Below are 16,952 nucleotides of genomic sequence, written 5' to 3'. Positions count from 1 at the left end.
GTGCTCCTTTAGGCAGGCTTCTGGTTGAACAGCGTGCGGTAGCCGTCGAGTGTCGTAAAAAACGGTGACGGTTCCAGCGTGGGGTCGGAGCTGTAGCCAAGATCGGCGGCCACCGGTGCGAACGGTGAATATGCCGACTCCGACTCCTGGAGCCCGGCACGCAGCGCCCGGCCGGCGCTGGCCCGGATGCGGCCCTCGAGCTCCAGGCTCTCCTGGAGCGCGCGGTGTGCCTGCGCAGCATCGAGTTCGACGCCGTTCGGCTCACCGTCCGCTCCGCGGTACGGGTGGCCCAGGTACAGGTGCCGCGGCCGGAGGACGTCCCGCAGGTACTCGAGGCTTCTGCGGTAGGCGTCCGGGTCGGTGTAGCCGGGGAACCGGTTGGCGGCACCGTGGATCTGCACGGCATCACCCACAAACACCGCACCGTCCAGCTCATAGGCGACGGAGCCAGGGGTGTGCCCCGGCACGCTGTGCACCGAGATGCGCACGTCCCCGCCGAGGGACAGCGTTTCCCCGCCCCGGAGCAGGACGTCCGGTTCCATCTCGCCAGAAATGACCGCGCCGGCGGTTTCGGCCTGCTGTTCCGCGCCGCCGGGCGCGTTCAGGTAGCGGCTGCGGCCGTGCAGGTATTCGTCCACGTGGGCCTGCCGGGAGCGCAGCAGCGGAGCATCGGCTTCATGGATTACGACTTGGGCTTTGCCGCCGGTGAGCTCATGGAGCGCCCGGGCCCCGCCGAGGTGGTCGATGTGCCCGTGCGTGAGCAGGATCCAGCGGACCTCCTCGATGCTGCGGCCAAGCGCCTTCAGGGCAGGCAGCAGACCTTCAGCCGGGGAGGAGGCAATGCCGGTGTCCACAATCGCTGGTTCCGGTGCGTCGATGAAGTAGCTGTACAGCCCGAACCGGCCCCAGGGCGAAACCAGCGGATGGATGGCGGCGGGCATCAGGATTCGCTCTGGCGCAGGAACTTCCCTGCCTCGGCGAACGCACCGTAAAACTCCGGGATCCAGGAGAAGTTCGCCACGAATCCGTGGTTGGCCCCGGCGTAGCGGCTCAGGACTGCCGCGGTGCCCGCGGCGCGCAGGCGCTGCGCGTACAGCTCACCCTCGTCGCGCAGCGGATCGAACTCCGCGGTGATGACCAGCGCCGGCGGCAGGCCGGCGAGATCCTTGCGCTTGATCGGTGACACCAGCGGATCAGCAGGGTCGGCGCCGCTGTTCAGGTAGAACGCGTTGAACGGCTTGAGTCCCGCGGTTTCCAGGCCGTATCCCACCGCGTTCTCCCGCATCGAGGCATAGCGTTCGACGTCGAAATCCAGGTCCAGCGACGGATAGAAGAGGATCTGGTGTGAGATCGCATCGAAACCGCTGTCCTTGGCCATCGCGGCGACGGCGGCAGCGAACGTGCCGCCGGAACTGTCGCCGGCCACGGCGAGGTTCACCCCGTCCCATTTCAGCGTTTCGCCCTGCTCCGCCGCCCATGTCACGACGGCGTAGCAGTCCTCCAGGCCCGCCGGGAAAGCAGCCTCCGGGGCCAGCCGGTAGCCCACGGAAATGACTTTCCAGCCGCTTTCCACCGCGAGCGCCCGGGCCACGTGGTCATGGGTGTCCAGGCTCCCGAGGAAAAACGCCCCTCCGTGGAAGTAGACCAGCACGCCGTAGGATTCGGCGGCCTCCGGGGTGTAGATCCGGACCGGAACCTCACCGGAGGGAGTCGAGGCGACCGTGTCTTCCACGGCGTGCAGCGGCAGGCGGTCTTCCAGCGGCGGAACCTGGGCGGCTTCGCCGGCACGCATGGCGTCCGGGTTAAGCGGACCCGGTGGCGGTGCCGGAAGGGTGGCGAGGAGCTTGGCTATTTCGGGATGAATTGGCATTTCTGACCTTCGTTACTTGGCTGCGGCCTGCTCGGGGAACGCCGATTCGACGGCGTTGGCGTTCCAGCCCAGCCGGGAGAGGCGCTGCAGTTCATCGGTGACCGGCTTGCGCGTGGCCTGGTACAGCGCCAGCGCTTCCTTGACCGAGGCGGCTTCCAGCAGGGCATCGGAGAGGCCGCCGGCGTCCAGGATCGCCGAGTTCGCACCCTGGCCCTGGTGGTGCAGCATGGCGTGTGCGGCGTCGCCGAGCAGTGCCACGCTGTCCGTGTGCCAGTTTTCGACCGGGTCGATATCGAACACTGAGCGGCTGGTGACCGTGCTGAGGTCCAGGTTGCGGGCGATGTCCACGATCCGCGGGTCAAAGCCTTCCAGCAGGGAGACCAGGTAGTCGTTGGTGATTTCCGGTGCCCAGGAGCCGTCCTGCGAGGGTGCGGTGATGTCATAGGAGACCTCGCCGCGGTGGCGCAGGGGCAGGTTGTAGGCGATCGTGCCGTTTTCGCCCATGTAGAAACGCGGGTTGTTGTCGTCCGCGGCGAGGCCAAAGGCATCGTCCAGGGAGATCACCGCACGGTAGGCGTGCTCACCGGCGAAGACGGGTTCCTGGTCGGAGAAGAGTTCCTTGCGGACCAGGGAGCGGATACCGTCAGCCCCGATGACCAGGTCCGCGGTGACGGTGGCGCCGTTTTCGAACGTGACCCTGGCCTTTTCCCCCAGGTCCTCGATGCCGGAGAACTTGTGGTCGAGGTGCACCATTTCCGCCGGCAGGACGCCGAGCAGGGCGTCAATGAAGTCTCCGCGGTGGATGATGCGCGTATGGTTCGGCTGCGCGAAATCGTTGAGCTGGGGCCAGATTTCCTGCGCCAGCACATGCTTCCCGTCGGCACTGAGGATCTCCAGGTAGTCACTCGGCGAGCTCACCGCCGCGATTTTCTCGAAGATTCCCCACCTGCGGAACAGCTCAACCGTGATCGGGCGAAGGCCGATACCGGCGCCAACCTGCCCCAGGGCCGGGGCCTGCTCGTAGACATGGACGTTTTCGGCGCCGATGTTCCGCAGCGCGATGGCAGCGGCCGCGCCGCCGTACCCGCCGCCGATAATGGCGATCTGCAGGTCTTTGATCTCGGAAATCTTCATGGCTGGGTCGCTTTCTCTGGGACGGACGCGTCGCTGCGCCGTCGAAAGTTGAGGAGGTGGGCTAGGCGTGGAGGGAGAGGAAATCGGCGGGGTTGTCGACGAAAAGGGTGTTGATGGACGCTTCGTCGAAGCCCGCTGCCCGCAGATCGGGGATGAGGTCTTCGAAGATGTAGTTGACTGTGTGGCCCTTAACCCCCGGCCAGCCCAGCGGGCTGCAGTTGGCGTCAGCCGAGGCGAGCAGCCGGCCGAGATGGCCTTTCTCCACCAGGTCCAGGAAGTGGTTCAGGCGTTCGGCGCGGGGGCGGGCCCAGAACGGCGGATCCGGCAGCTCGGTCTCATAGCCGAAAGTGTCGAAGCCGATCCGGCCGCCCTGGCCCATGATCCATTCGCTGGGGGTGTTGGGGGCGTTCAGCCCGTCGTCGGCGTGCCCGAAGAGCACCCGGTCCAGCGGCAGGCCTTCCTGGTCGAAGATCTCGATCGCCGGCTGCGGATCGATGGCCAGGTGGGTGAGGATCGGAACGCCGGTGACGACGGCGGCGCGGGCGGCTGCGCGGTAAATGCGCTTATCCAGCTCGGTCATGCGCCCTCCGCGGCTCACGCCGACTTTGATGACGCCGGCCCTGCTGCCGGTGTTGCCGATGCCTACGGTGATCTCGTGGATGAAGACCTTGGCCAGGTAATCCACGGAGGCCCGGGCGAAGTGCGGCAGGGCGGTGTCGCCGCCGACGAACCCGGTGCAGGCAATGATGTGGACGCCGGTCTTTGCGGAGAGGGACTTGTAGTAATCCACGTCGCGGCCGTTGCAGATGCCGGTGGCATCAACGAACGTGCCGCCGCCGTGGTCGTGGAACCGGCGCAGTTTCGGCACCGTTTCCCCGTAGCGCTCCTCCGGCGTCTTCCACCACTTTGCATCCAGCTCACTGCCCGGCATGCCGTAGCCGATGTGCTCGTGGATGGCCACGATGCCCAGCTCTTCGGCCGGGACGGTTCCCAAAACTGTGTTTACCTTCGACAAACCAACACCTCGATAAATAGGAGAAATCTGAACGCCGGCGCGGCTAGCGCACAGACAGCAGGGCCTGGGGGTTATCCGAGAGGATGCACCGGGCATCCTCGGCAGACAGGCCCTTTGACTGCAGGAACGGGACAAAGCTGGTCAGGACGTAGCCGAAGGGCAGGTCGTAATCCGGCTGGCCCTTGGCCACACCAATGGCGTTGGAAGAGAGCAGGATCCGGTCCCTGTGGCCTGCTGCCACGAGTTCGAGCACCAGGTTGGCCCGCGCGGAATCGTCGAGGTAGGCGTCGTCGTCGTTCAGGCCAACGTGGTCGATCCCCACGTAGGCGCCGCGGCGGGCGATTTCCAGAGCGGCACCGGCACCGGCGGCGTCCTTCCGGTCCAGGCCGCCCACGACCACACGGTCCGCCGGGAGCTTCTCGTCCAGGACGACGTCGAGGTCCCGCACCGCATCTGCTCCGAACCGCACTGACACCGGGATCCCGGTGGCGAGCGCGGTCCGGGCTGCGCCCCGGAACAGGCTCTCCTCAGTAGGGGTGATGCCGCTGCGGTCCGCGGCGGTGGCCACCAGCCCTGCGGCGGCGCGCCGTTCGAGGCGCGGTATGACCATGCCCTCCGTTACTTCCTTAGTGAAAAGGTCCGCGAATTTCTCCGCCGGCCACGGGGTGGGCGGGTTGGTCTGCGGAGTCAGGAAGTATCCGCCCAGCATTTCCTCCGGGCCCATGCCGGTGGAGGCGATGATGTGGATGCCCGTGGACTTGGACAGCGCCTCGTACAGGCGCAGGTCCCGGCCGTGGAACATGCCGGTGCTGTCCACGATGGTTTGTCCGCCCTGCCGGCCGAACTCGCGGAGTTTGCCGGCAAGGAGTTCGAAGATTTCCGCACGGTCCATGCTGATCTCCGGCGCATATTCGGCACCCGGAACGACTGAGAGCAGGGCTTCGTGGATCGAGGTAACCCCCAGCTCGCCGGCGGGAACGGGGCCCAGGACGGTGTTTACCGTCCCGCCTCCTGCGGAAGTGGTGGATGTGCTGCTGGCGTCTCCGCCTGCGAAGTGGCTCACGGGGCCTCTCCTTTGAAGCTTGGATACGGATGCGGGGTTTGTGACCAGGGCCATATTTCCGCTGCGGTGTGGCTATCCTCACAGTTTCCTTTACACGATGTCAAGAAAACTCTTTGCGTCCCGTTTGTTACGCAGACGCACTGTTGGTGCTATTGACACGATGTAAAGGGTGACCCACACTGTGTGCTGTGACGCCAATCACCTCCCGGGCGTTCACTCAATCCCTCCCGGTGCAAGCCACCAGCCCACCCCAGTTCGCAGGTCACGCGGAAACAAAGGAGTTTTCACCGATGAGCCAGATCAGCACAAAGACGGGGGCAGGTTCGGCACGGGCCACGTTCCTGGCCGCATACGGCGCCGTCACCCTCGCCCAGATGACCAACGCCCTCCCCGGAGCTCTCAACGGCACTTTCGCCGCAGAGTTTCACACCTCCGGAGCCGGACTGACCTGGATTGCCGGCGTTTTTATGGTTGGCGTGGTGGTGTTCGAGCTCAGCTGGGGAGTCCTGGGAGACCTGTTCGGGCGCAAGAAGCTGCTGTGCGCCGGTGCGGTGCTCAGCATTGCCGGTTCCGTTCTCGCCGCCCTCGCCCCGGCAACCGGGGTCATGATCGCCGCGCAGGCCATCGGCGGTATCGGTGCCGGCATCCTCTTCCCCATCTCGCTGTCCATGATCGCTGCCATCACGCCCGATCCCCGTGCCCGTGCCCGCGTGATCGCCACCTGGGCCGGGTTCCTCTCCCTGGGCGCGGTCATCTCCCCCGTGCTGGCCGGGCTCACCGCCCAGATCTTCACGATTCCCGGTGCCGAGCCGGGCGCTGCCAATGTCTTCAGCGGCTGGCGCGTTGCCTATTACGCCGCGGCCGGGCTGGCCGTCCTGCTGCTCATCGTGGCAGTGCGGGCCAAGGATTCCGCTGCACCGCAGGGACGGAAACTGGACCTCCCGGGCCAGGCCACGCTGGCACTGGGCCTGATCGCCGTGCTCTTTGCCACCGTCACCGCCGTCGACTCCGGTTTCGGCGCTCCGGTCGTCATCGCCGGTTACCTCACCGGCGCCGTCCTGATTGCCCTGTTCATTCTCATCGAATCACGGACACCGCAGCCGCTGATCCATCTCTCGCTGTTCAAGAACCGCGCGTACTCGATCACCGGAATCGTGGCCGTCACCGGCATGTTTGCTTTCCTGGCTGTCTGCTTCAGCACCTCAGTCGCTGTCGGCGGGCTGGCCCTGACCGAGACGTGGAAGGTCGGCGTGCTTTTTGTCTTCATCCAGGGCCCGGCCTTCATCTTCATTCCCGTGGTGGGCTGGCTGATCCACCATGTAGCCCCGCGCTGGGTCCTGACCTCCGGCTTCGCTTTGATGGCCGCTGCAGGCTACTGGCTCTCCACCTTCTCCCTCGGAACCCCCGAAGCCTTTGGCGGCACCCCCTGGACCGCTTTCATCCCGCCGCTGGCGCTTCTGGGCACCGGATTCGCCCTGACCGTTGGTTCCGTGACCGCGGTGGCGATCAATACGGTGCAGCCGCAGGAGATCGGCATGGCATCGGCCACCACCAACCTGCTGCGTGACCTCGGCTTCGCGCTGGGCCCGATTGTCGGCTCGGCTATCGCCTTCAGCGTTGGCGCATCCCTCTTTGCCGCGCCCCTGGCCGGGCTCTTGGGCGGGGCGGGACTCCCGGCGGAAGCCGCCGCTGGTCTCGCCCAGATTCCGCCGCTGGCCTTCCTCTCCGGCTGGCCGGACATCATTGCCGGATTCACCGGCCAGGCACTGGCCTCCGGCGCGCCGCAGACCGCCGTGGACGGTATGGTCCAGGCGCTGAACGCTGCCCAGCCCGGCATCCAGGGTGCGGCCGGCTCATCGCTCGGACAGGGGTTCCAGACCGTCTATCTGGTGGCCGGAATCACGGCCACGGTGTCCGCGTTCCTGACCCTTTTTGTCCCGGGACGTTCTTCCTCGGCCCCCGCGGCCCAGGCCACGGAAGCTGCCCCCGCCGATTCGGTGCCTGCCCTTGACTGACCCGCACCGGCTTCCGGCTGCACCGATCCACAACCGCCCATTACCTTTCTCCATCCTTTGCCCAACAGGAGGCCTCCGTGACTGCACGCGCTGAATCAGATATCGACATTTGGGATGACGCCGTCCTGGTCGATCCCTTTCCCACCTACACTGCGCTGCGGGAGCAGGCCGGTGTTGTCTACCTGCCGAAGAACGACCTGTACGTCCTCACGCGCTACGACCTGATCCGGGATGCCCTGGGGGACCCGGAGACATTCTCCTCCACCTCCCTGGGCTTCAATCCGATGGTGAACGAAGCCCTGCAGGGCACTTCCCTGGCCTCCGATCCGCCCCGGCACACACAGCTGCGGGCCGCCCTGTCCGAAAACCTCACACCCCGGGCCCTCCGCGGGCTCAAGGTGGTCATCGACGAGAAAGCGGACAAACTGGTGTCCGAACTCGCAGCACGCGGCAGCTTTGAGGCGATCGACGATCTGGCACGGGCCTTCCCGCTCGAAATCGTGGCGGATCTGATCGGTTTTAACGGCCAGGTCAAGGACAACATGCTTCGCTGGGGCCAGGCCGCCATGCAGGTGCTGGGCCCGCTGAACCAGCGCACCCAGGAGAACTTTCCGATTGCCGGGGAGCTCTACGGCTGGTGCGCGTCAGTCACTGCCGAGGACCTGACGCCCGGCTCGATTGGCCGCGGAATCTTCGAAGCCGAGGCCCGCGGCGACATCCCCGAGGGATCCGCCGGGCACATCATCCACCAGTACCTTGGCGCCGGTGTGGACACCACGATCGCTTCGATCGGCAATGCCGTGGCCCTGTTCGGCCGCCATCCGGAGCAGCTGGAGCTGCTGCGGCAGAACCCGGAGCTGGTGCCCTCAGCGTTTGCTGAAGTGCTGCGCTTCTGGCCGCCGATCCATGTGTGGGGACGCACCGCCACCCGCGACGTCGAAGTCGACGGCACGCTCATCCCGGCCGGTGCGCAGCTGGGCATTCTTTTCGGCGCCGGGAACCACGATCCGCGCCATTACGACGACGCCGGCACGTTTGACGTCACCCGCAATCCGGTGGATCACCTGTCCTTCGGCTACGGCCCCCACGGCTGCGCAGGCCAGGGCCTGGCCCGGCTCGAAGGCCAGGCCGTGATCGCCGCCCTGGCCCGGCACATCAAGGAAATCCAGACCGGAACCGAGGTTACGGTACCCAGCAATATCACCCGCAGCTTCGAGGAACTGCCGGTGGTCAAGGTGGTGGCCGCATGAGGATCGAACTCGACCGGCCCCGCTGCGAGGGCCACGGCCTCTGCGAAGAGGCGGCACCGGAGCTCATGCACCTCGACGATGACGGTGAGCTCATCATCGATGTCCCGGAGGTGGACGGCCCGGATGCTGCAGCCGCGAAGGCCGCCGTCCGGGTCTGCCCCGTGGCCGCGCTCCGGCTGGCCTCATGACGCTGCGGAGGATCGTCGTCGCCGGCAACGGCATCGCGGGCCTGACCGCCTGCGATACCCTGCGGGCTGCCGGTTTCGACGGTGAACTTACCGTAGTGGGCGCCGAACGCCACCAGCCCTACAGCCGCCCGGCACTGTCCAAAGCCCTGCTGCACGGCGATGACCAGCTCACCGCCCATGAGCTGCCCGCGCCGTCCCACGGGGCCGCCGAAATCCTTGGCGTCAGCGCCGCCGGCCTGGACCCCGGCGCCCGGATCGTACGGCTCGACGACGGCACGGACCTGCCGTACGACGGGCTGGTCATCGCCTCGGGATCGAGCGCCAGGAGACTGGCTCCCGGGCATAACGGCGGGCCACCGGAACTCACGCTGCGCACCATCGAAGACGCGGTGGCATTGAAGGAACGGGTTGCCGGACGGCCCTCGGTGGTGGTGGTCGGCGGCGGCGCACTCGGCATGGAGGTGGCTTCGGGATGCCTGGCCGCCGGTTGCGACGTCACCCTGGTGTCCGACGCTCCCCCGCTCTCCCGCCAGCTGGGCGGACACCTGTCAGGACTCTTCACCGCTGCGGCGGAACGGCGCGGCCTGCGCCTGGTCCTCGGCGGGAGGGCACAGCTGGCTGAGTCCGGCGGTGCGGCCCGGGTGCTCCTGGCCGACGGCACCGGACTGGAGGCAGACCTGGTTGTCTCTGCCATTGGCGATCAGCCGAACACCGGCTGGCTGGCCGGGACCGGCCTGCTGACCGCCGGCGGAGAGCTGCACGCGGATTCCCGCGGACGCGTCCGCCCGGAAATCGCCGCCGCCGGGGACGTTGCCTGGTTCCCCACCCCTCAGGGCATGGCCCGTGTTCCGCTCTGGACCAGCGCGATCGAACAGGCCAAGGCAGCGGCGCTGGGGCTCCTGCACGGGGATGCCGCCCCGGAACTGGCGTTCCAGCCATACTTCTGGACGGAAGGATTCGGGTTGGCGCTGAAGGTTATCGGGCCCACCCCGGCTATGGGTGACCCGGTATTCAGCGAATCCGGCAGTTCGGAAGATGCGCAGCTGCTCCGCTGGGAAAACCCGGAGGGTTCCGGCACCGCCGCCGCCGTTAACTACCGGATTCCGGTCCCCAGGCTGCGCCGGCTCGCGGACGGCGGACCGGCCGCGCTCCGCCCGGCTGCCCGCGTGTAATCCGGGCAGCCGCACCACCAATGTCAGGTTAGGGTTGTCCCATGTCGTCGCTGCGAGAAGCCCAGAAACAACTCACGCGGGACACGATCGTTGAACGCGCCCTGGAGCTCTTTACTGCCAAGGGCTACGCGGCCACCACCATCGATGAAATCGCGGGGGCGGCGGGGACCACCCGGGTGACTTTCTACGCGTATTACCCTTCCCGCACCGACCTGATGCGGGACTTCATGTCACGCGTGAACGCGGTCCTCGACCGAGCCAGCGCTCCCGACAGCACGTCCACCGCCGTCGAACTGGTTGACGCGGTGCGGGCCGGGGAGCTCTCCGGCATCCTGTCCTGGCTCGAATCCCGCGCTGCCCTGTGGCCGGTGTTCCGGCCGTACCTCGATGTTCTCGACGAAGCGGCGGCCGTGGACCCGGAGGTCCGGGCCATGGTGGAAGCCTGGCATGAAGAAGTCATCTCCGACCTGGTGCGCGGTATGCAGCAGGCCGGCCGTTTTTCCGAAGAAACCCACCATATCCGCGGGACCCTCGCCTTCACGCAGCTGGATTACGTGGCCACCCTGTGGACCCGCCGCAAGCTCGAACCCAACCGTGAACACGCGATCGAGGTGCTGGCGGACAGCTGGTACCACCTGCTCTGCGATGAGGGCCACGCGGTCCTGCCGCACAGCTGACCTCCGCCCCCGGCTAGGCGAAGACCACCAAAGCGTAGACGCCGAACACCGCCAGGTGCGCTGCCCCGTGCATGGCCGTGGTCCGCTTCGCCGCGAAGGTGGTAATGGACAACAGCAGGCTCACGCCCAGCAGCAGCAGGTTGGCGGGTGATTCGCCCAGCACAACGGTCTGGCCGGTCAGGGCGCCGATGATCAGGACCGCCGGAATCGTCAGGCCGACCGTTGAGACGAGGGCCCCGTGGCACAGGTTGCTGACCCGCTGGACCTCGCCCTTCAGCGCGGCCCGGACGGACGTGATCGATTCGGGCAGGAAGACAATCATCGCGATCAGGATCCCTGCCAGCGCGGCTGGCGCTCCGACCCGCTCCAGCCCGTCGTCCAGCAGTGCGGCCATGTCATGAGAGAGCAGCACAATGGGCAGGACCGTCACCAGCAGCACGGCAACGCGCAGCACCAGTTCGGTCCGGTGCCTGGCGATGACCTGTGTGACTCGGGGGCGGGCGCTATCGTCCACGGAGCGCTTTTCGCCTGCCGCCGGGGCCTGATCCGGTGCGGCTGGGACTTCCCGGAAGTCCGCGGCCTGCCGGCCCATCTGCCGGAACAGGAAGAACACATAGAGGGACAGGGTCAGCACGATGATCGGAATTTCCTGCCCGGTGGTGTAGGACCCCCCGGTGCCGATGAGGGCGGGCAGGGCCAGCGCCAGCGCGGACAGGACAACCAGCAGGGACAGATAAGCCGAGGTGCCGGTGCGGTTGTGCCGCATGCCCCCATGCCTGAGCCCTCCCACAAGCAGGGACAGGCCGATGACGGCGTTCAGGATGATCATGGACACGGCCATCACGGAGTCGCGGGCGATGGTGGCGTGCTCACCCGGGCCGAGCATCACGGCCGCGATCAGGATGACTTCGATCATCACGATCGACAGGGTCAGGACCAGCGAACCGTAGGGGTCGCCGAGCCGGCGGGCGAGGTGCTCGGCCTCGTGGACCACACCGAAGGCGCAGACCAGGATAACGCCGACAATGACAGTGAGTGCGGTGATCAGCACCGGAGCCGGAACCGGCGGTTCGAGCAGGGGCCCGGCGGCAACCAGGCCAAGGAACGTTCCCCACCCCAGCACGATGCGGAGGATGGCGGCGGGGGTGATGATGGAGCGGAGAGGAGGATGGCTCACAGCGGCGTCCTGTTCAACGGGGCCGTCCCCGTATCAAAGGAAAAGAGCGGGTCGTCCCGCCCATCAAGTTCGCGGCTGCTGTCCAGTCGTGCCGGTATCCGGCGTAGCGGCCGGACAGTGCGTGGCTGTCTCCAATGATAGCCAACTTCCGGCTGCCAGTTCAGTGCTCCCGCCGCAAGGGCCTTGACCCGGGAGTCTGCGCCGCTAGATTTGGGGCCATACACACGCCGTCCACCTGCATGGGAGCAGCCATGGAACGCATGATTTTCCCCAACCTGCCGGTCAGTGATCTGGCCGCGTCCACCAACTTCTACCTGGGACTCGGTTTCGAGAAGAATGATCTGTTCAGTGACGAGCGGGCCACCGCCGTCGTCATCTCGGATGCGATCGTAGTGATGCTCCTGGAAAAGAGCTTCTTTCAGAGCTTTTTGGCCGACGGCGATGCGGTCCATACGGATGCGTCCAGCAAGGCGGTCATCAACGGCATCAGCTGCGGCAGCCGCGCCGAGGTCGACGCCCTGCTGGCGAAGGTCGAGCCCGGCGGCGGGGCCATCTACTCCCCCGCCCGGGACATGATGCCCGGTATGTATTCAGGCTCCTGCACCGATCCGGACGGGCATATCTGGGAATTTATGTGGATGGATCCGGCCAGCGCGCAGTAAGCGCGCAGTAAGCGCGCCGGCCGGATCCGCCGGTTAGCTGTTTGCCTCAGTCTCAGTCTCAGTCTCAGTCTCAGTCTCAGTCTCAGGACAGCTAGCCCTCAGGACAGCTAGCCGGTGATCATTCCCGCGGCCCGCTCGGCGATCATCACCGTGGGGGCGTTGGTGTTGCCGGTGGTAACCATCGGCATGACCGAGGCATCGGCGATCCGGATCCCCGCCAGCCCGTGTACGCGGAGGTCCGCCGGGTTCACCACGGCCAGATCGTCAGTGCCCATCCGGCAGGTCCCCACCTGGTGGTGGTAGGTCACCACGGAGTCGCGGACGTATTTGGCCAGGTCCTCATCGCTGTCCGAGACGGCCGGGCCGGGATGCAGTTCCTTGGGCTCCCAGCCGGAAAGTGCCTCCGACCGGCCGATTTCCCGGCACTGCCGCACACTGGCGACCAGGGCATCGACGTCCGCCTGCTCACTCAGTGCGCCCAGATCGATCCGCAGCGGGTCTTCCGGCGAGGGGCCGGTCAGGGTGATTTCGCCGCGGCTAGCCGGACGGACCAGGCCGCCCAGCATCGAGAAGCCGTTCGCCGGGCCCGTCATCTCCCCCATCGCGTAGTCCTGCGAGTACATCGGCACGGAGAAGAAAATGGGCTGGGTGTCCGGCACCGGCAGCTCCGGCCGGGACTTCCAGAACAGGTGCACCTCCGCCGGTGCCACCTCGCCGTCCGGCACCGGCCGCGATCCGGAGGAGAAGACCACGGGGGCAAGCAGGTGGTCCTGCAGGTTCTTGCCCACGCCGGGCAGGTCCAGGACCGGTTCGACGCCGGCTGCCTCCAGTTCCGCGGCCGGCCCGATGCCGGAGCGCAGCAGCAGTTCGGCTGAGTTGATGGCCCCGGCACACAGGATGGTTTCAGCGGCCCGGACGCTGCGCAGAGCACCCTCGTACTCGAATTCGACGCCGGCGACGGTGCCGTCCTCGAGGAGCAGCCGGCGCACGTGGGCGCCGGTGAGCAGGGTGAGGTTCGGATGGTCCATGACCGGCTTGAGATAGGCGTGCCAGGTATTGAACCGTTTGCCGTCCCGGACGTTGAGCTGCATCCGGGAAACACCTTCGACGCTGCCGGAGTTGTAGTCCGGGTTCAGCGGCAGGCCGATTTCCTGCGCTCCGGCCAGCATGTCCTCCTGGACCGGGTTGCGCGGGAAGTCCTGCACCACATCGAGCAGTCCGCCGGTGCCACGCGTGTCGGAGGCACCGCCGTCGTAGTCTTCGATGGCCTTGAAGACCGGAAGCACCTCGTCCCAGGACCAGCCACCGCAGCCGGCCTCGGCCCAGGAATCGTAATCCCAGCGGTCCCCGCGCACCCAGATGGAGGCATTAAGGGCGTGCGAGCCGCCCATCACCTTGCCGCGGGGCAGATGCATGCGCCGCCCGGAGGCGCCGGCCTGCTCGGTGGTGTAGTAGTTCCAGTCCTGCGGGCTGTGCCATAGGGCGCCGAGGGTGTTGAGGTGCGCGATGTCCGGGTTGGTGTCCTGGTCCCCGGCTTCCAGGACCAGGACCTGTTTGCCGGCATCGAGCAGGCGGCGGGCGACGACGTTGCCGGCAGAGCCGGCTCCAATGACCAGGTAGGGGGTTTCAACCGGAAGCTTCATTGCTCAGGCCTTTCGATCTATGGAGGTGGATTAGTAGCTGAGAACCTGCGGGGCGCCGAGCTGCTTGAGGCCTTCGACGCCGAACTCCAGGCCGTAGCCGGATTGCTTGGCACCACCGAACGGCAGCCGCGGGTCCACGTTCCCGTGCTTGTTGATCCAGACCGTGCCGGCCTCGATCCGGGCAGCCACGGCCAGCGCCGCGTCCTTATCCGCAGACCACACCGACGCGCCGAGCCCCACATCCAGGCCGTTAGCCATCGCCACCGCCTCATCCACGGTGGAGTACTTGATGATCGGCAGCGCCGGACCGAACTGCTCCTGCGCCACCAGCGGATTATCATTCGCAATATCCGCCACCACGGTCGCCGGATAGAAATACCCCGGCTGGTTATCCACCGGGTTCCCGCCGGTCACAATCCGCGCCCCGGCATCCTTCGCCGCCTGCACCAGGTCAGCAACGATCTGGAACTGCGCCTTGTTCTGCAGCGGACCCAGCACATTGGCCTCGTCCAGGCCCACACCCATCGGCATCGCCGCCGCGACACCGGCCAGCGCATCAACCACACCGTCGTAAATATCCTCATGCACATACAGCCGCTTCAACGCCGCGCAGGTCTGCCCGGTATTGATGAACGCACCCCAGAACAGGTCCTCGGCAATCGCGGCCGGATCAGCATCGGGCAGCACAATACCGGCATCGTTCCCGCCCAGTTCCAGGGTCAGGCGCTTCACCGTGTCCGCGGAGGACCGGATGATCGCCTTACCCGTGGCAGTGGAACCGGTGAACATGACCTTCGCGATCCCCGGATGCGCAGACAGGGCCTCACCCACGTCCCGGCCACCGGAAACCACGTGCAGCACATCTGCCGGCAGGACCTGGTTCAGGACCGCGGCCAGGGCCAGCACGGACAGCGGCGTGTATTCCGAAGGCTTCATCACCACGGTGTTGCCCATCCGCAGCGACGGGGCGAGCTGCCAGATGCTGATCATCATCGGCCAGTTCCACGGGCCGATCGCTCCCACCACACCCAGGGGCCGGTAATGCAGTTCGGCGCGGCCGCCGCCGTCGTCCACCAGCACCTCGGGCTCGAGCTCGAACGACGCCGTGGCCCGCAGCCAGGACGCGCACGCCCCGACCTCGAAACGGGCGTTGGGCCCGTTCAGGGGTTTGCCCTGCTCACGAGAGAGCAGCTCGGCCAGGCCTTCGGCAGCGGCCTCAACCGCGTCAGCGGCCTGGTTCAGGTACGCGGACCGCTCGGCATGGCCCAGACCGGCCCACGCCGGCTGAGCGGCGGAAGCAGCGGCGACCGCGGCCTCCAGATCAGCGGTGGTATGCACCGGGGCGCCGGCCACCACCTCGCCGGTAGCCGGGTCCAGGATGTCCCGGGAATCACCGGGCGCCTTAATCGCGGCCAGCAGGTCCTGAAAGCTGATGAGGGTCACGGGGGTCTGCATGTACTGCTCCTTTTTTGAAGGGGTGGACGGGAAAGTGTCAGGGCCGGTTTCCGGCAGCTGCGGTGTCGGCAGGCTCGGGGACGGAGTCCGCGCCGCCGATTCCGGCGTAGACCGCCGGGTGGGCCGAGCGGAGCCACAGCGCCCAGGCAATGCCGGCCAGGCCAGGAAGCACGCCGATCGCCGGCAGCAGCCAGCCGAGGACGCTTGCTTCCTCCAGGCCGATGAGGACGTCGAAGTTCACGACGATCAGCAGCCACAGCACGGTCAGCGCGAGGCCGGCGGCAGCCGGGGCAACCGTCCGCGTCCAGGTTCCGTGTCCGTGCGGACTGCGGCGGAAATAGCCGACCACGGCGAAGGACGTCAGGGCCATCAGCAGCACCAGCCCGAACGCACCCAGGTTGGTGAGCCAGGTGAACATGGTCAGGACCGGGAAGAGCGGACCGTACTCGTGGCCGGTTCCGGCGGCGGCGAACACGCCCAGCAGGACCAGGGCCAGAGCGGACTGGGCCAGGGAACCGGCCACCGGTGCCTGGCTGCGGGGATTGGTCCGCGACAGTGCGGCGGGCAGCACCCCTTCACGGCCGAGCGAGAAGAAGTAGCGGGCCACCACATTGTGGAAAGCCACCAGGGCGGCCAGCAGGCTGGTGATGAAGAGCAGGTTGGCCAGGTCCACGAACCATCCCGGCGCGTGTTCGCCCAGGAAGACGAAGATCAGGTCCGGACCGAACTCGGCGGAGCGTGCCACCACCTGGCTGTCGCCCTCGCCCACGGCCATGGCCCAGGCGGAGAACGCATAGAAGCAGGCGATGATGAGGATGGCGATGAAGGTGGCGCGGCGGGCAGTGCTGCGCGGGTCTTTGACCTCTTCGTTGTAGATCGCTCCGGATTCAAAGCCCATAAACGCCGCAATGCTGAAGGCCAGCGCCGCGCCGACGCCGGCAGCGAAGAGGCTGCCGGGTTCCAGCGACTGGCCGCTGAGTCCTTCCGGCGCAACGTTGAGCGCGAGGACGTCATAGACCACCACGATCAGGAACTCGAGGACGACCAGCACGCCCAGCACCTTCGCCGAGAGGTCCACCTTGTTGATTCCAAGCAGGGCCACCACGATCCAGCCGGCGCCGGCGCACAGCCACCACGGCACGTCCGCCCCGGTGGCTCCGCCCACGAAGGAGGACAGGGCAAAGCCGAAGAGGCCGTAAATGCCGATCTGCATGGCGTTGTAGGCAATCAGGGCGACGACGGCGGCGCCCACCCCGGCGGGCTTGCCGAGTCCGCGGGAAATGTAGGCGTAGAACGCTCCGGCGTTGTGCACGTGCTGGCTCATGGCGGAGTAACCGACCGAGAACAGCACCAGCACCGCTCCCAGGATGACGAAGGACAGCGGGATGCCCAGCAGCCCGGTCACGGCGTAGTTGCTGGTGACGCCCCCGGCTACGACTGTCAGCGGCGCGGACGCAGCGATGATCATAAAAACCAGGGCGGGAACGCCGAGCCGGCGGCTCCCAAGCGCTGCGCGCTGACTGCTCTGCTGGGTCAGTGACACGTGAGCCTCCAAGATTCGGGGCCGGAATCCGTGGGACGGACACGGGACCGGACGGGGTGCCTTCCCACTGTGTCCTGGAACACAGTGC

15 protein-coding genes are annotated in these 16,952 nt (G+C 66.9%); 6 read left to right on the top strand and 9 right to left on the bottom strand.

Annotated elements, in window-relative coordinates:
• Positions 1-8: 8 nt before the first annotated feature.
• The 5 genes from AL3_RS13880 to AL3_RS13860 form a co-directional block, all read right to left on the bottom strand.
• Positions 9-941 carry an MBL fold metallo-hydrolase gene (locus AL3_RS13880; RefSeq protein ID WP_066302121.1) on the bottom strand — a complete coding sequence of 311 codons (933 nt, stop codon included), beginning with the start codon at positions 939-941 and terminating at the stop codon, positions 9-11.
• Entirely contained in the window at positions 941-1,870 is a 930-nt protein-coding gene (locus AL3_RS13875) for an alpha/beta hydrolase (RefSeq protein WP_066302120.1), read from the bottom strand. The genes AL3_RS13880 and AL3_RS13875 overlap by 1 nt, the downstream gene beginning before the upstream one ends.
• 12 nt (positions 1,871-1,882) lie before the next feature.
• Complete coding sequence (locus tag AL3_RS13870; RefSeq protein WP_066302118.1) at positions 1,883-3,004, bottom strand: FAD-dependent oxidoreductase; 1,122 nt, start codon at positions 3,002-3,004, stop codon at positions 1,883-1,885.
• A gap of 61 nt (positions 3,005-3,065) precedes the next feature.
• Positions 3,066-4,019: a phosphotriesterase family protein gene (locus tag AL3_RS13865; RefSeq protein WP_066302116.1), complete on the bottom strand. Its 954-nt coding sequence runs from the start codon at positions 4,017-4,019 to the stop codon at positions 3,066-3,068.
• A 43-nt stretch (positions 4,020-4,062) separates the two neighbouring features.
• On the bottom strand, positions 4,063-5,082 hold the full coding sequence (locus AL3_RS13860; RefSeq protein ID WP_066302109.1) for a phosphotriesterase family protein: 1,020 nt from the start codon (positions 5,080-5,082) through the stop codon (positions 4,063-4,065).
• Positions 5,083-5,372: 290 nt separating this feature from the next.
• On the opposite strand from AL3_RS13860, the gene AL3_RS13855 reads away from it, so the two are divergent.
• The 5 genes from AL3_RS13855 to AL3_RS13835 all read left to right on the top strand — a co-directional run bounded on the left by AL3_RS13855 (position 5,373) and on the right by AL3_RS13835 (position 10,384).
• A complete protein-coding gene (locus AL3_RS13855; RefSeq protein ID WP_066302107.1) occupies positions 5,373-7,097 on the top strand; it encodes an MFS transporter in 1,725 nt (574 codons plus the stop codon).
• A 77-nt stretch (positions 7,098-7,174) separates the two neighbouring features.
• Entirely contained in the window at positions 7,175-8,347 is a 1,173-nt protein-coding gene (locus tag AL3_RS13850; RefSeq protein WP_066302105.1) for a cytochrome P450, read from the top strand.
• Positions 8,344-8,535, top strand: a complete 192-nt coding sequence (locus tag AL3_RS13845) for a ferredoxin (protein WP_066302103.1) — start codon at positions 8,344-8,346, stop codon at positions 8,533-8,535. Before AL3_RS13850 ends, AL3_RS13845 begins: the two co-directional genes overlap by 4 nt.
• Positions 8,532-9,707, top strand: coding sequence for an NAD(P)/FAD-dependent oxidoreductase (locus tag AL3_RS13840; RefSeq protein WP_066302101.1), 1,176 nt, complete (start codon positions 8,532-8,534; stop codon positions 9,705-9,707). The genes AL3_RS13845 and AL3_RS13840 overlap by 4 nt, the downstream gene beginning before the upstream one ends.
• A 41-nt stretch (positions 9,708-9,748) precedes the next feature.
• On the top strand, positions 9,749-10,384 hold the full coding sequence (locus AL3_RS13835; RefSeq protein WP_066302099.1) for a TetR/AcrR family transcriptional regulator: 636 nt from the start codon (positions 9,749-9,751) through the stop codon (positions 10,382-10,384).
• Between the two features lie 13 nt (positions 10,385-10,397).
• Here the strand turns inward: AL3_RS13835 and AL3_RS13830 are convergent, their stop codons facing one another.
• A complete protein-coding gene (locus AL3_RS13830; RefSeq protein WP_066302096.1) occupies positions 10,398-11,561 on the bottom strand; it encodes a calcium:cation antiporter in 1,164 nt (387 codons plus the stop codon).
• A gap of 251 nt (positions 11,562-11,812) precedes the next feature.
• On the opposite strand from AL3_RS13830, the gene AL3_RS13825 reads away from it, so the two are divergent.
• Positions 11,813-12,223 (top strand): VOC family protein, encoded by a 411-nt coding sequence (locus AL3_RS13825; RefSeq protein ID WP_066302093.1) that lies wholly within the window; start codon positions 11,813-11,815, stop codon positions 12,221-12,223.
• Between the two features lie 107 nt (positions 12,224-12,330).
• On the opposite strand, the gene AL3_RS13820 is transcribed toward AL3_RS13825, so the two are convergent.
• The 3 genes from AL3_RS13820 to AL3_RS13810 are packed head-to-tail and all read right to left on the bottom strand — an operon-like array spanning position 12,331 to position 16,864.
• On the bottom strand, positions 12,331-13,866 hold the full coding sequence (locus AL3_RS13820) for a GMC family oxidoreductase (RefSeq protein WP_066302090.1): 1,536 nt from the start codon (positions 13,864-13,866) through the stop codon (positions 12,331-12,333).
• A 30-nt stretch (positions 13,867-13,896) separates the two neighbouring features.
• The gene (locus AL3_RS13815) at positions 13,897-15,321 is read right to left on the bottom strand and encodes an aldehyde dehydrogenase family protein (protein WP_066302087.1); all 1,425 of its coding nucleotides are present in this window, start codon (positions 15,319-15,321) and stop codon (positions 13,897-13,899) included.
• Positions 15,322-15,358: 37 nt separating this feature from the next.
• Complete coding sequence (locus AL3_RS13810; RefSeq protein WP_066302084.1) at positions 15,359-16,864, bottom strand: amino acid permease; 1,506 nt, start codon at positions 16,862-16,864, stop codon at positions 15,359-15,361.
• Between the last annotated feature and the right edge of the window lie 88 nt (positions 16,865-16,952).

This window comes from Arthrobacter luteolus NBRC 107841, from assembly GCF_001552075.1.
Classification (GTDB): Bacteria; Actinomycetota; Actinomycetes; order Actinomycetales; family Micrococcaceae; genus Arthrobacter_B; species Arthrobacter_B luteolus.
Note: the sequence above shows the minus strand (reverse complement) of the source record. Positions and strands in the feature narration are given on the sequence as shown.